At 63.8% G+C, this 12,839-nt stretch carries 10 protein-coding genes; 5 read left to right on the top strand and 5 right to left on the bottom strand.

Going from position 1 to position 12,839, the window contains the following annotated elements:
* Positions 1–56: 56 nt before the first annotated feature.
* The 3 genes from betA to betI are packed head-to-tail and all read right to left on the bottom strand — an operon-like array spanning position 57 to position 3,866.
* Positions 57–1,712, bottom strand: a complete 1,656-nt coding sequence (gene betA / locus BMX04_RS12120; RefSeq protein ID WP_074786851.1) for a choline dehydrogenase — start codon at positions 1,710–1,712, stop codon at positions 57–59.
* A gap of 58 nt (positions 1,713–1,770) precedes the next feature.
* On the bottom strand, positions 1,771–3,279 hold the full coding sequence (gene betC / locus BMX04_RS12115) for a choline-sulfatase (RefSeq protein ID WP_074786849.1): 1,509 nt from the start codon (positions 3,277–3,279) through the stop codon (positions 1,771–1,773).
* Positions 3,276–3,866 carry a transcriptional regulator BetI gene (gene betI / locus BMX04_RS12110; RefSeq protein ID WP_083398173.1) on the bottom strand — a complete coding sequence of 197 codons (591 nt, stop codon included), beginning with the start codon at positions 3,864–3,866 and terminating at the stop codon, positions 3,276–3,278. The genes betC and betI overlap by 4 nt, the downstream gene beginning before the upstream one ends.
* Positions 3,867–4,098: 232 nt before the next feature.
* Here betI and BMX04_RS12105 point away from each other — a divergent pair, with 232 nt between their 5' ends.
* The 5 genes from BMX04_RS12105 (at position 4,099) to choV (ending at position 9,270) form a co-directional block, all read left to right on the top strand.
* The gene (locus BMX04_RS12105) at positions 4,099–5,652 is read left to right on the top strand and encodes an ABC transporter substrate-binding protein (RefSeq protein ID WP_074786847.1); all 1,554 of its coding nucleotides are present in this window, start codon (positions 4,099–4,101) and stop codon (positions 5,650–5,652) included.
* A 102-nt stretch (positions 5,653–5,754) separates the two neighbouring features.
* Positions 5,755–6,681, top strand: a complete 927-nt coding sequence (gene choX / locus BMX04_RS12100; protein WP_074786921.1) for a choline ABC transporter substrate-binding protein — start codon at positions 5,755–5,757, stop codon at positions 6,679–6,681.
* A 2-nt stretch (positions 6,682–6,683) separates the two neighbouring features.
* Positions 6,684–7,409, top strand: coding sequence for a GIY-YIG nuclease family protein (locus BMX04_RS12095; RefSeq protein WP_074786845.1), 726 nt, complete (start codon positions 6,684–6,686; stop codon positions 7,407–7,409).
* On the top strand, positions 7,409–8,245 hold the full coding sequence (gene choW, locus BMX04_RS12090) for a choline ABC transporter permease subunit (protein WP_074786843.1): 837 nt from the start codon (positions 7,409–7,411) through the stop codon (positions 8,243–8,245). Before BMX04_RS12095 ends, choW begins: the two co-directional genes overlap by 1 nt.
* Positions 8,242–9,270 carry a choline ABC transporter ATP-binding protein gene (gene choV, locus BMX04_RS12085; RefSeq protein WP_074786841.1) on the top strand — a complete coding sequence of 343 codons (1,029 nt, stop codon included), beginning with the start codon at positions 8,242–8,244 and terminating at the stop codon, positions 9,268–9,270. Before choW ends, choV begins: the two co-directional genes overlap by 4 nt.
* A gap of 257 nt (positions 9,271–9,527) precedes the next feature.
* On the opposite strand, the gene BMX04_RS12080 is transcribed toward choV, so the two are convergent.
* Together BMX04_RS12080 and BMX04_RS12075 are read right to left on the bottom strand one after the other, a co-directional pair.
* On the bottom strand, positions 9,528–11,885 hold the full coding sequence (locus BMX04_RS12080) for a TRAP transporter large permease (protein ID WP_074786839.1): 2,358 nt from the start codon (positions 11,883–11,885) through the stop codon (positions 9,528–9,530).
* 14 nt (positions 11,886–11,899) lie between these two features.
* Entirely contained in the window at positions 11,900–12,790 is an 891-nt protein-coding gene (locus tag BMX04_RS12075; RefSeq protein ID WP_050661968.1) for a TRAP transporter small permease subunit, read from the bottom strand.
* Between the last annotated feature and the right edge of the window lie 49 nt (positions 12,791–12,839).

The raw sequence follows: 12,839 nt of genomic DNA, 5'->3' as shown, positions 1-12,839 counted from the left end.
GGGCGCAGGTCCTGCTGCCTTTCAAGACGAAAGGTGAACAAAAGGTTAACGCACGCTCAGCGCTGCGCGATCTGCCAATCAGGATGCACCCAGGGCGCGGCGTTGTCGGGCGGAAGGCGACGGCCTAGCACGGCATCGGCGATCTTCTCGCCCGCCATGATCGAGGGCGCGTTGAGATTGCCGTTGGTGATGCGCGGGAAGATGCTCGAATCGGCCACGCGCAAGCCATCGACCCCGATCACCCGGCCTTTTGGGTCGACCACCGCCTCCGGATCATCCGCGCGCCCCATCTTGCAGGTGCCGCAGGGGTGATAGGCGCTTTCGGCATGTTCGCGGATGAAATCATCGAGGGCGTCGTCGCTCTGCACCGCCGCGCCCGGCTGGATTTCATGGCGCACATAGGGCGCAAACGCCGCCTGCTCGAAGATCTCGCGCGTGAGCCGGATGCAGCGCCGGAAATCGACCCAGTCGCTGTCCTCGCTCATGTAGTTGAAGCGGATCACCGGATCATCAGAAGGATCGGCACTGCGCAGGGTCACCGCGCCGCGTGAGGCGCTGCGCATCGGCCCGACATGGGCCTGAAACCCGTGCCCCTCGGCCGCAGCCTTGCCGTCATAGCGCACCGCAATGGGCAGAAAATGGAACTGGATATCGGGGAAATCGACGCCCGCCGCCGAGCGAATGAAACCGCAGCTTTCAAACTGGTTCGACGCCCCCGGCCCCTGCTTTCCCAACAGCCATTGCAGCCCCACCCAACCCTTGCCGACAAGGTTCCAGTATTTGTAGAGGCTGACCGGCTGGCTCGCGGCCATCTGGATGTAAAGCTCCAGATGGTCCTGCAGGTTCGCGCCCACGCCGGGGCGGTCGGCCTGTACCTTTATGCCGTGTTCCGCGAGATGCGCCGCCGGACCGACGCCCGAGAGCATCAGGAGTTTCGGCGAGTTGATCGAGGAGGCCGCAAGGATCACCTCCTCGCGGGCGCGCACGACCTCGGTCCGCCCCCCGCGCAGCACCTCGACGCCGGTCGCGCGGCCCTCTTCGATCACCACGCGCTGCACCAGACCGCGCAGCAGATCGCAATTCTCAAGCCTCAGAGCGGGGCGCAGATAGGCGTTGGCCGCCGACCACCGCTGGCCCTTATAAACCGACATCTCAAAGGGGCCGAAGCCCTCCTGCTTTTCGCCGTTATAGTCGTCGGTGCGCTCATACCCCGCCTGCACCCCCGCCTCGACAAAGGCGCGCACCAGCGGGTTGTCACGCTTGCCACGGCTGACATGCAGCGGGCCGTCGCTGCCGCGCCAGTCGGCATCGCCGCCATGGCCGCTATCGTCCCAATTCTCCATGCGCTTGAAATAGGGCAGCACATCGGCATAGCCCCAGCCGTCGCAGCCCTGATCGCGCCAATGGTCGTAATCATGGGCATGGCCGCGCACATAGACCATGCCGTTGATGCTGCTCGACCCGCCGATCACCTTGCCGCGCGGACAGGCCAGCCGCCGCCCGTTCAGATGCGGCTCGGGCTCGGTGCGGTAGCCCCAGTCGTAACGCTTCATATTCATCGGGTAGCTGAGCGCGCCTGGCATCTGGATGAAGGGGCCCGCATCGGTGCCGCCATGCTCGATCACAAGCACGGATTTGCCCGCCTCGGCCAGACGGTAGGCCATGGCGCAGCCCGCGCTACCGGCGCCGACGATGACGTAATCGGCCTCCATCAGCGGTGCCCTTCGTGGCCGGGGTGAGTATTTGAGTATTTATGGCAAGATGAAGCCATCATTCGCCTCTCGGAAAGCGGGCGTTTTTCTCAACCACGTTGAGATCCATGTGGTTGCGCATGTAGCGCTCGGACGCCTGTTGCAGCGGCTGGTAATCCCAGGGGTAATAGCCGCCCTGGCGCAGGGCCTCGTAGACCACCCAGCGGCGGGCCTGGCTCTCGCGGACCTGCGCATCGAAGGCATCGAGATCCCAGCGCGCGGCGGCCTTGGCCTGCAACTGCGCCAGCGTCCCGGCATGGGCGGAATCGTCGGCGAGGTTGGTCAATTCATGCGGGTCGGCCTCCAGATCGAAAAGCTGATCGGGGTCGAGCACGCAGCGGGTGTATTTCCACTTGCCATAGCGCAGCGAGACAAGCGGCGCGTAGGACGCCTCGGCGGCGTATTCCATCGCCACCGGCGCGTCGCGGCGCGCGCCCTGCCCCAGCGGCACGAGGCTCTGGCCCTCGGTCCATGGCATGACCTCGGACATGTCGGCCCCTGCCAGATCGCACAGGGTGGGGCAGACGTCGATATTGCTCACCGGGTCGGTCACAAGGCCCAGCGTCATGTCCGGCGCGCTGATCATCAGCGGCACGCGCGCCGAGCCCTCGTAGAAGGACATCTTGAACCACAGCCCGCGCTCGCCCAGCATGTCGCCGTGATCCGACACGAAGAGGATCACAGCCTCCTGCCGGGTGGCTTCCAGCGCCTCCATCACCTCGCCGATCTTGTCGTCGAGATAAGAGATATTGGCGAAATAGGCGCGGCGGGAGCGGCGGATATCCTCTTCCGAGATGTCAAACGAGCGCCAGTCATTGGCATCGAAGATACGCTTCGAATGCGCGTCGTGATCCTCGTATTCCATCGCCGGAACCTGCGGCAGAAGATGCTCGCATTCCTCGTAGAGATCCCAGTACTTGCGCCGCGCCACGTAGGGATCATGCGGATGGGTGAAGCTGACCGTCAGGCACCAGGGCCGCGCGTCTTTCCCGCGTGCGAGGTCGTAGACCTTGCGGGTGGCGTTGTAGGCCACCTCGTCATCGTATTCCATCTGGTTGGAAATCTCGGCGACGCCGCTGCCGGTGACCGAGCCGAGATTGTGATACCACCAGTCGATCCGCTCGCCGGGCTTGCGATAATCCGGCGTCCAGCCGAAATCGGCAGGGTAGATATCCGTGGTCAGCCGCTCCTCGAAGCCGTGCAGCTGATCGGGGCCGACGAAATGCATCTTTCCGCTCAGGCAGGTCTGATAGCCCGCGCGGCGCAGGTGGTGGGCATAGGTCGGAATATCCGCCGAGAACTCGGCGGCATTGTCATAGACACGGCTGCGCGACGGCAGCAGCCCCGACATGAAACTCGCCCGCCCCGGCGCGCAGAGCGGCGAGGCCGTGTAGGCATTGGCAAAGCGGGTGGAGCGCGCCGCCAGACGTTTGAGGTTGGGCGCATGCAGCCAGTCCGCGGGGCCGTCGGGAAACAGCGTGCCGTTGAGCTGATCGACCATGAAAATCAGGATGTTCGGGGCGGTCATGTCGGCTCCTTGGATTGCTGGAGAGAGGTGCCGAGATAGCGCAGCAGCACGTCGATGGCGGGCCCCGGTGCGGTTTCACCCTCGCCAAGCGCCTGGCGGATATAGAGCCCGTCGATCATCGCGGCCAAGCCGCGCGTCAGGGTCTGCGCCTCGGTCTGTGTGATCTGGCGAAACGCGTGATAGAGGTTCGAGCGCAACCGCCGCTGATAGATATGCAAGAGCCGCCGGGCGTCGTCAGAGCGCTGCGCCTGCACGTAGAAATTGAGCCAGGCCGAGACCATCTCGGGCCGGAACTGCGCCGGGGTGAAACTGGCGCGAATGATCGCCTCGACCCGCTCTCGCGGGGTCCTGGCCATGATCAGCGCGCCGCGCACCTCGGCCCCGTATAGCGTCAGAATATGGCGCATCGCGGCCACGAAAATCTGCTCCTTGGAGCCGAAATAGTGATGCGCCAAGGCCGAGGACATGCCCGCCCGCTTGGCGATCTGCGCCACCGTCACATCGAGCGAACCGCGCGCGCCGATCTCGTGGATCGTCGCCTCGACCAGCGCACTGCGCCTGATGGGCTCCATTCCAATCTTGGGCATTCGCCCCTCCGCTTGCGTGCTTGCCTGACCGGCGTAATCGTGTTTAATTGACTCGTCAATCAAGAAAACAAGGGGACGCACCGACCGACAGGGACAGATAACGACGTTGTATTTCACTGCGCCGTCATATTAGCCTATTCTTATCGCAACTGACCGCCGCGGCGCGTGGGCCACTAGGCCGACCGCCCGCAGAGCAAGGTCAGGATGAATAACTCGAAGGGAGACCACCAAGATGACCATCCTCAATTCCGGCCGCATGAATCGTCGCGGCTTCATGGCCACGACCGCCGGTGCGGCACTTGTCGCGGGCCTGCCGCTGAGCGCGCGCGCCCAGCCCAAGCGCGGCGGCCACCTGCGCGCCGCCATCGGCCACGGCCAGACCACCGACACGCTGAACCCGGCGACCTATGAAAACAGCTTTACCACCTCGATGTCCTTCGCCATTCATGGCCGCCTGACAGAGGTTGCCGCCGACGGCTCGCTCAAGCCCGAACTGGCCGAAAGCTGGGAGGCCTCCGACGATGCCTCGGTCTGGCGCTTCAAGATCCGCAAGGGGGTGACGTTCCACTCCGGCAAGGAACTCGATCTCGCCGATGTGGTCAATTCGCTCAACCATCACCGGGGCGAGGATTCGACTTCGGCCGCCGGGCCGATCGTGGCGCCCATTCAGGACATCGCAACCGAGGGCAATGACACCGTCGTCTTTACCCTCGATGGCGGCAATGCCGACTTTCCGTTCATCCTCAGCGACTATCACCTGGTGATCTGCAAGGCAGATGGCGACGGCATCGACTGGCGCTCTGGCGATGGCTGCGGCAGCTACAAGCTCAAGGATTTCAGCCCGGGCGTATCCTTCGCAGTGGAACGCCACGAGGGCCACTGGCGCGATGACGTGGCCTGGTTCGACAGCGCCGAGGTTCTGGCCGTCGTCGATCAGAACGCCCGCACATCCGCACTCGTCTCGGGCGATGTGGACGTGGCCGACCGGCTCGACCTCAAGACCGTGGGCCTGTTGGCGCGCCGCCCCGACATCCAGATCAACTCGGTCGCGGGCACGCAGCATTACACCTTCGCGATGGATACCCGCGCCGCGCCCTATGATGACGTCAACGTGCGCCTTGCGCTTAAATACGGCATCAACCGCCAGGAACTCGTGGACAAGATCCTGTTCGGCTACGGCTCGGTCGGCAATGACCACCCGATCGGTCAGGGCCAGCGCTTTTACAATACCGAGTTGGAGCAGAAAGCCTACGATCCCGACAAGGCGAAATTCCACCTCAAGAAGGCCGGGGTCGACAGCGTCGATGTCTCGCTCTCGGCGGCCGATGCGGCCTTTGTCGGGGCCGTGGACGCGGCCGTGCTCTATCAAAGCTCCGCCTCCGAGGCGGGCATCAACCTGACGCCGGTACGCGAGCCCAATGACGGCTACTGGTCCGACGTCTGGATGAAAAAGCCGTTCTGCGCCGTCTACTGGTCGGGCCGCTCGGTCGAGGACCAGATGTTCTCGACCGCCTATAAGTGCGGCGCGTCGTGGAATGACAGCTTCTGGTGCAACGACCGCTTCGACGAGCTGATGCTCAAGGCGCGCTCGGAACTCGACGAGGCCAAGCGCCGCGAGATGTATTTCGAGATGCAGGCCCTGGTCAGCAACGAGGGCGGCGTCATCGTCCCGATGTTCGCCAATTACGTCTTCGGCAACTCGACCAAGGTCGGGCATTCCGACGTGATGGGCTCCAACTGGGATGTCGACGGCCAGCGCTGGATCGAGCGCTGGTGGATGGCCTGACCCTGACCGCCTGACAGACATGCCGGGGCCCGGGGGTATCAACCTCCGGGCCCTTGGCCAAGCGGGCCATGCGCCCGCACCACCGATAACGGGAGAGACATGATGACCCTCAAGACCACCCTTTCCGCCCTCGCGCTCGCCACCGCCGCAGGCCCCGCGCTTGCCAATTGCGAGAGCGTCACCTTCTCAGACGTGGGCTGGACCGACATCACCGCCACCACCGCCGCGACCACCGTGGTGCTCGAAGCTCTGGGCTATGAGACCGAGACCAAGGTGCTGTCGGTGCCGGTCACCTATACCTCGCTCGCGGCAGGCGATATCGACGTGTTCCTGGGCAACTGGATGCCCACGATGGAGGGCGATATCGCCCCCTACCGCGAGGCCGGCACCGTCGAAACCGTACGCGCCAACCTCGAAGGCGCGAAATACACGCTCGCCACCAATGCCGCCGGGGCCGACCTCGGCATCACCTCCTTCGGCACCATAGCCGAGCATGCCGACGCGCTCGACGAGACGATCTACGGCATCGAGCCCGGCAATGACGGCAACCGCCTGATCCTCGACATGATCGAGGCCGATGCTTTTGGACTCTCGGACTTCGACGTCAAGGAAAGCTCCGAGCAGGGCATGCTGGCGCAGGTCAGCCGCGCTGACCGCCGTGAAGAGCCGATCGTGTTCCTCGGCTGGGAACCGCACCCGATGAACGCCAATCACGACATGACCTACCTGACCGGCGGCGACGACTGGTTCGGCCCTGATCTCGGTGGCGCCACGGTCTACACCAACACCCGCGCGGGCTATGTCGGGGAATGCCCGAACGTCGGCAAACTGCTGGAGAACCTCTCGTTCACGCTGGCGATGGAAAACGAGATCATGGCCGCGATCCTTGACGATGGCACCGACCCCGGAGAGGCGGCCACCGCATGGCTCAAGGCCAATCCTGGTGTACTCGACGGCTGGCTCGACGGCGTCACCACCCAAGGTGGCGACGACGCGATGGCGGCGGTCAAGGGTGAGTTGGGGCTGTGAAGATGACGCTCAGGGATGACATCCTCACCCTGATACAGGAAAGGCCCGGGATCACCGATGCCGAGATCGCAGGCATGATCCCGGGGCCAAAATCGCGTCACCAACAAGTAAACGCACGCTGCCGCAAACTTGCCGAAGACGGCCTCATCCAAAGGGTCAAGCCCTCTTTCGGCGCAATTGCCAATCATCCCAAAACGTCAAAATATGTCCCCGAGGGCAGCCCCCGACCGCGGGCGGGGGAGAAGCCCCCGCCCTGGGGGGCGGTCGGGGGCTGCCCGGCGGTGCCGCCGGGCGTCGCGACCCTTGCCGTTGCGCCGACGCGCCTGAGCGTCGAGTTTTATTGGCAAAGCGTGGGTGAAATTACCCTGCAAGCCTCAGCCCTGCGCTTTCCGCGATTGCCAGAATGCGCCGGAATCTACCGTATCAGGCTCCCGATCAGCCGATCCGTCTATGTAGGCGAAACCCTAAACCTACGCCGCCGGATGCAGAATTACCGCACCCCCGGCGCTAGCCAAAAAACGTCGATTTGGGTCAACAGCCTACTACTGGAACGTCTCGACAAAAACGAGCCTGTCATGCTCGAAACCTGCACCGAGGCCGTGATGAGGTTTGAGGCCAACTCGCAAGACGCCGAACTCACCTCCAAGACCGTGCGCGTCATGATCGAACACGCAGCTATCCTATCCGAGCGGCACACCAACTGGAATCCACTGAACAAGGCGAACTGATGGAGTGGCTGAGCGATCACAAGATCCCCGTGGGGACATGGGCCGAGGATTTCTTCCTCTGGCTGCAAGACAATGCCGCCGGGTTTTTCGATGCGCTGGCCGTGCTCATGGAAGCGCTGATCGACGCGTTCCTCTGGGTCCTGCAATCCCCGCATCCGCTGGTGATCATCGCGGTGTTCGTCGGCCTCACATGGGCGCTTCAGCGCAACTGGAAGACCTGCCTTTTCGTGGCCCTCGGCTTTCTCTTCATCCTCAATCAGGGCTATTGGGAGGAAACCACCGAAAGCCTTACGCTGGTACTGTCCTCCTGCATCTTCTGCATGGCCATGGGCGTGCCCATCGGCATTGCGGCGGCCCACCGGCCCCGGCTCTATGACGGGATGCGCCCGGTACTCGACCTGATGCAGACGCTGCCGCCCTTCGTCTACCTGATCCCGGCCATCGTGTTCTTCGGCATCGGCATGGTGCCGGGGCTGATTGCCACGGTGATCTTCGTGGTCCCCGCCCCCATCCGCCTGACGCATCTGGGCATCTCCAATACGCCGCAGCCGCTGCTGGAGGCGGCACAGGCGTTCGGAGCCACCAACCGGCAGACCCTGTGGAAGGTCGAATTGCCCTACGCCCTGCCGCAGATCATGGCGGGGCTCAACCAGACCATCATGCTGTCGCTCTCGATGGTGGTGATCGGCGCGCTGGTGGGCGCGGACGGTCTCGGCGTGCCGGTGCTGCGCGCGATCAATACCGTGAATATCGCGCTCGGGTTCGAGTCTGGCCTGATGATCGTCGTCGTCGCCATCGTGCTCGACCGGATGCTGCGCATGGAGGGCCGCAAATGACCGAGGCCAGCGTCCATTTCAAATCCGTGTCCATCGTCTTCGGCGACGCGCCCGAGACCGCCCTGCCGCTGATGGACGCCGGGCAATCGCGCCCCGAGATCCAGCACGCCACGGGCCAGGTTCTGGGCGTGCATGACTGCGATCTGTCGGTGGCCCCCGGCGAGATCCTCGTGCTGATGGGCCTGTCGGGCTCGGGCAAGTCCACGCTGTTGCGCGCGGTCAACGGGCTCAACCCGGTGGCGCGCGGCACGGTCGAGGTGCATGACGGCACGCAGATGGTCGACGTGACCCATGCCAACGCCCCCACGCTGCGGCGCTTGCGGCAGCACCATATCGCCATGGTGTTCCAGCAATTCGGGCTGCTTCCCTGGCGCACGGTGGCCGAGAACGTGGGGCTTGGCCTCGAACTCGCGGGCATCCCGAAATCCGAGCGCGCACAGCGGGTCACCGACCAGCTTGCCCTCGTCAACCTGTCGGACTGGGCCGACCGCAAGGTGGGTGAATTGTCGGGCGGCATGCAACAGCGCGTGGGCCTTGCCCGCGCCTTCGCCACAGACGCGCCGATCCTGCTGATGGACGAGCCGTTCTCGGCCCTCGACCCGCTGATCCGCAACCACTTGCAGGACGAACTCATCGACCTGCAAAAGAAGCTGGGACGCACGATCATCTTCGTCAGTCACGACCTCGACGAGGCGTTCAAGCTGGGCGATCGCATCGCCATCATGGAAGGCGGGCGCATCGTGCAATGCGGCACCCCGCAAGAGATCTTCACCAACCCGGCGACCGAGTACGTGGCCGAATTCGTGGCCCATATGAACCCGTTGGGCGTGCTCTGCGCGCGCGACGTGATGGAGGCGGCCACCGGCACGCCCACGTCAACGGTGCCGCCCGATGCGACCATTCAGCAGGTGATGGAACAGGCGCAGGGGCACGACACGCCGGTGGGCGTCGAGGAAAACGGCAAACTGCTCGGCCAGATCACCCGCAATCGCATCCTCGCCAAGCTGCTCGACCCGCGCGGCTGAGGCACCGGGATCGTTGGGCATGGCCTTGACCTATCGTTGCGATGAGCCGCGTGTCGTCGTGCCGCGGTGTGGCGATCGGACGTCAGTTTGGCAGTGCTTTATGCCAGCCAAGTCCGAAAAAGAATAGATCGCAGAGCAGGTTGCAGCCAAATCGCCGCGCCGGGGGGCGGCACGGCGATGCGCGGCGGGCTTCGCCCTTGATTCCGCGCAGGTTCTTCAATCCGATGTTGACTCCAAGCCAAAATCACCCCACCCCCTCAATTCGCCATCAGCGCCGGAAGGATCGTCACGATATCCGGGAAGAACCACAGGATCGCCAGCCCCGCCACCTGGATAAGCACGAACGGCAACACCCCGCGATAGATATGCCCCGTTGTCACCTCCTTTGGCGCGACCCCCCGCAGATAGAATAGCGCAAACCCGAAGGGCGGCGTCAGGAACGACGTCTGCAGGTTCACCGCGATCATGATCGTCACCCATTTGGGATCGAAACTGCCGCCATAGATCACCGGTCCGACAATCGGGATCACGATATAGATGATCTCCAGGAAATCGAGCACGAAGCCGAGGATGAACAGCACCAGCATCACGATCAGGAAGACCTTGAACTCATTGTCGAAGCTCTTGAGGAATTCCTGAATGTAATGCTCGCCGCCAAAGCTGATCACCACGAGGTTCAGCAATTGCGAGCCGATCAGGATGGTGAACACCATGCTCGTGACCTTGGCGGTCTCGCGCACCACCGGGGTCAGCACCCCGCCGGTGAACAGCACCCAGCAGGCAAAGAGCAGGCCAAAGGCGGCATAGAGATAGGCCGCATAGGCCGCAAGGAACGCCACCCAGTTCTCGAAACTGACCACCTCGTTGTTGATCCGCAGGTCGAAATTGATGCCGATCAGGATGGCCACCACCACGGCAAGCGTGGAAAACAGGATGATCCGGGGCGACCGGTCCTGATCGCGCAGCTTGCGATAGGCCGCCAGCATGATCGCCCCGCCCGCCCCCAGCGCCGCCGCCGGTGTCGGATTGGTGATCCCGCCGAGGATCGAGCCCAGCACCGCCACGATCAGCACCAATGGCGGAAAGACCACGCGAATGAGCTCGTTCTGCGCCATCCGCCCGGCGCCATGGGCACAGCCATAAAGCGCCAGCGCCAGCGGCAGCGCGAGGATCAGCACCGTAACCCCCGGCGATGTTGTCGGCGCGATAAGCACGATATCCGCCAGAAGGCCCAGCACGATGCCCAGCCCCCCGATCAACAGCGGTGCCGGATTGGCCGACGGGGCCACCCCGCGCGCAACCGCCAGCGTCAGGCCCAGCATGACCATGATCGTCGCCACGCCGGTCCCGATGGGGGCCGCATCGGCGATCTTGTCAATGCGCAGCTGCTCGATCTCCTCGGGGCTCAGACGCACGCTCTGCTCGACGCCGCCCGCCTCGTCTATCGCCTCCTGCTCGGCCACGGCCGCATCCCAGGCCGATTGCCCGTGCAACTCGATCATCGACGCCTGGCACTCGGGGCTCACATTGGTGCGCAGGGACGCCGTTTCGCCCATGTCGGTAAAGCTGTCGATGGTCAGGTTTTGCGTGCCCACCATGCCCAGTGTCGAGAGCAGCATCGTGCCCGCGATCAGCGCCACCGGCACGCCCAGGAACCAGGTAAAGCCCTCGCCGCGCGTGATCACCTCGCCACCGGTGCCGCCGCCCAGCTGCACCGCCGGGGCCTTCGACGGATTCACCAGTGCATAGCCAAAGGCATAGAGCGCATAAAGCAACGCCAGCAATATGCCCGGCAAGAGCGCCGCCTGAAACAGCGTGCCCACCGACACCACCGCAGGCTCGCCCAGAAAGGTCAGCGCATCCGAACACCCGGCGGCAATCGCCCGGTTGTCCTGCGCCACGGAATAGAGATCGCCGGCCAGCGTGCCGAGCAGAACGATCACGATGGAGGGCGGAATGATCTGCCCCAGCGTGCCCGAGGCCGCGATCACCCCGGTTGCGATCTGCGGGGAATAGCCTGCGCGCAGCATCGTGGGCAGGCTCAGCAGGCCCATCGTCACCACGGTCGCACCGACAATCCCCGTGGAGGCGGCAAGGAAGGTGCCCACCACCACCACCGACACGGCCAGACCGCCGGGCAGCGGGCCGAACACCTTGGCCATCGTGGTCAGCAGGTCATTGGCGATCTTCGAGCGTTCCAGCGTGATCCCCATCATCACGAACATCAGGACCGCCAGCAGCGTCTCGATCGCGGCCCCGGCCAGCACCCGCTCGTTGATGCGGTTGACGATGAACGACACGTTGCGATCCAGCGCCACCTCCCAGCCCCGGTCAAAGACCGGCTCCGCCATGCGTGGCAGATCCGGATACCGGAAGATCGAGATCGCATCGGGCCGCACCCCGCTCGCCACCACTGCGTCATAGGCCGCGCTGCCGGTGTCGATCGCCTGATGGATCAGCAACCCCGCACTGTCCAACCCGGCGATGATCGCGAACGACACCACCCCGGCCCCGCCGATGGCAAAGGCCACCGGAAAGCCCGACAGGATGCCGCCGAAGAGGCACATAAAGACGATGATCAGGCCGATCTCGACGCCATCAAGTCCGAATAGCATGTCCCAAAGTCCCCTTAATGCGTGCCTTCATAGGCTTCTTCGCCCGCGCCCAGCGTGTCGCGGTCGAGATGTTTGTTCAGGCTCTCGGGCCCTTCCTTCCATTCCAGCCAGGAGCGCCAGAAAAACGCGCAGGCCTGCAGAAAGATCATGCCCGCAAAGGCCACAAGCAGGACCTTGAACAGGAAATAGCCGTTGAACCCGTTGGGGCTGAACCCGATGGTCTCGACATTCCAGCGCACCGCCCGCGCCTTGAGGATCAGCCGGTCCAGCGTGTCCGACGCCGAGGGTTTCGGCGTGATCAGGTGCCGCCACATGAAATACCAGCCATACATCCATGTCAGCACCGCCATCGGCATCATGAAGACGAGCGAGCCGAACATGTCGATCACCTTTTTGGTGCCGTGCCGCACCGGCGCATAGAACAGATCGACCCGCACATGGTTGCCCTGAACGAAGGTGTAGGTGCAGCACAGCGCCACGATCATCGCGTTATAGAGCTTGAGCTCCTCAGCCCACCAGCTGATGTCGAATTGCAGCGGGATGCCAAAGCCCAGAACGATATCGGGCCGGGCAAAGATGCGTTGAATGAAGACGATGATGATCTGCTGGATCACCATGATCAGCCCGGCCCAGGCGAAAAAGCGCCCCACCGTGTTGGCAAAGCCTTCCAGCCCGCGCACGCAGCCCCATAGAAAGCTGTGCTTCCACATGCCGATCCCGGTGATCACCAGAAAGGCGGTTAAGGCCACAAAGAAGAACTCCACCGACCCGCCATAATAGACGAACCGCATGATCGCTTCCTTGTTCGACCAGTCGAGCCACAGGCCCGGATGGGTCAGCGCATAGCCAAGGTTGTAAAAGGCCATGGCGATATTCTGGATCAGCCAGAGAACAGCGTCGAGCATCTCTCCCCCTCACACGCGCGGCCTCTGACGGGTCGCAACGCCCCCTGTT

Source organism: Roseovarius tolerans (genome assembly GCF_900109855.1).
Lineage (GTDB): Bacteria > Pseudomonadota > Alphaproteobacteria > Rhodobacterales > Rhodobacteraceae > Roseovarius > Roseovarius tolerans.
This window is presented reverse-complemented; position numbering and strand designations above follow the sequence as displayed.

What these genes read in the sequence shown, in the direction of transcription:
- betA (WP_074786851.1), bottom strand. Translation starts at nt 1,712, where the DNA reads ATGGAGGCCGATTACGTCATCGTCGGCGCCGGTAGCGCGGGCTGCGCC.
- betC (WP_074786849.1), bottom strand. Translation starts at nt 3,279, where the DNA reads ATGACCGCCCCGAACATCCTGATTTTCATGGTCGATCAGCTCAACGGC.
- betI (WP_083398173.1), bottom strand. Translation starts at nt 3,866, where the DNA reads ATGCCCAAGATTGGAATGGAGCCCATCAGGCGCAGTGCGCTGGTCGAG.
- BMX04_RS12105 (WP_074786847.1), top strand. Translation starts at nt 4,099, where the DNA reads ATGACCATCCTCAATTCCGGCCGCATGAATCGTCGCGGCTTCATGGCC.
- choX (WP_074786921.1), top strand. Translation starts at nt 5,755, where the DNA reads ATGACCCTCAAGACCACCCTTTCCGCCCTCGCGCTCGCCACCGCCGCA.
- BMX04_RS12095 (WP_074786845.1), top strand. Translation starts at nt 6,684, where the DNA reads ATGACGCTCAGGGATGACATCCTCACCCTGATACAGGAAAGGCCCGGG.
- choW (WP_074786843.1), top strand. Translation starts at nt 7,409, where the DNA reads ATGGAGTGGCTGAGCGATCACAAGATCCCCGTGGGGACATGGGCCGAG.
- choV (WP_074786841.1), top strand. Translation starts at nt 8,242, where the DNA reads ATGACCGAGGCCAGCGTCCATTTCAAATCCGTGTCCATCGTCTTCGGC.
- BMX04_RS12080 (WP_074786839.1), bottom strand. Translation starts at nt 11,885, where the DNA reads ATGCTATTCGGACTTGATGGCGTCGAGATCGGCCTGATCATCGTCTTT.
- BMX04_RS12075 (WP_050661968.1), bottom strand. Translation starts at nt 12,790, where the DNA reads ATGCTCGACGCTGTTCTCTGGCTGATCCAGAATATCGCCATGGCCTTT.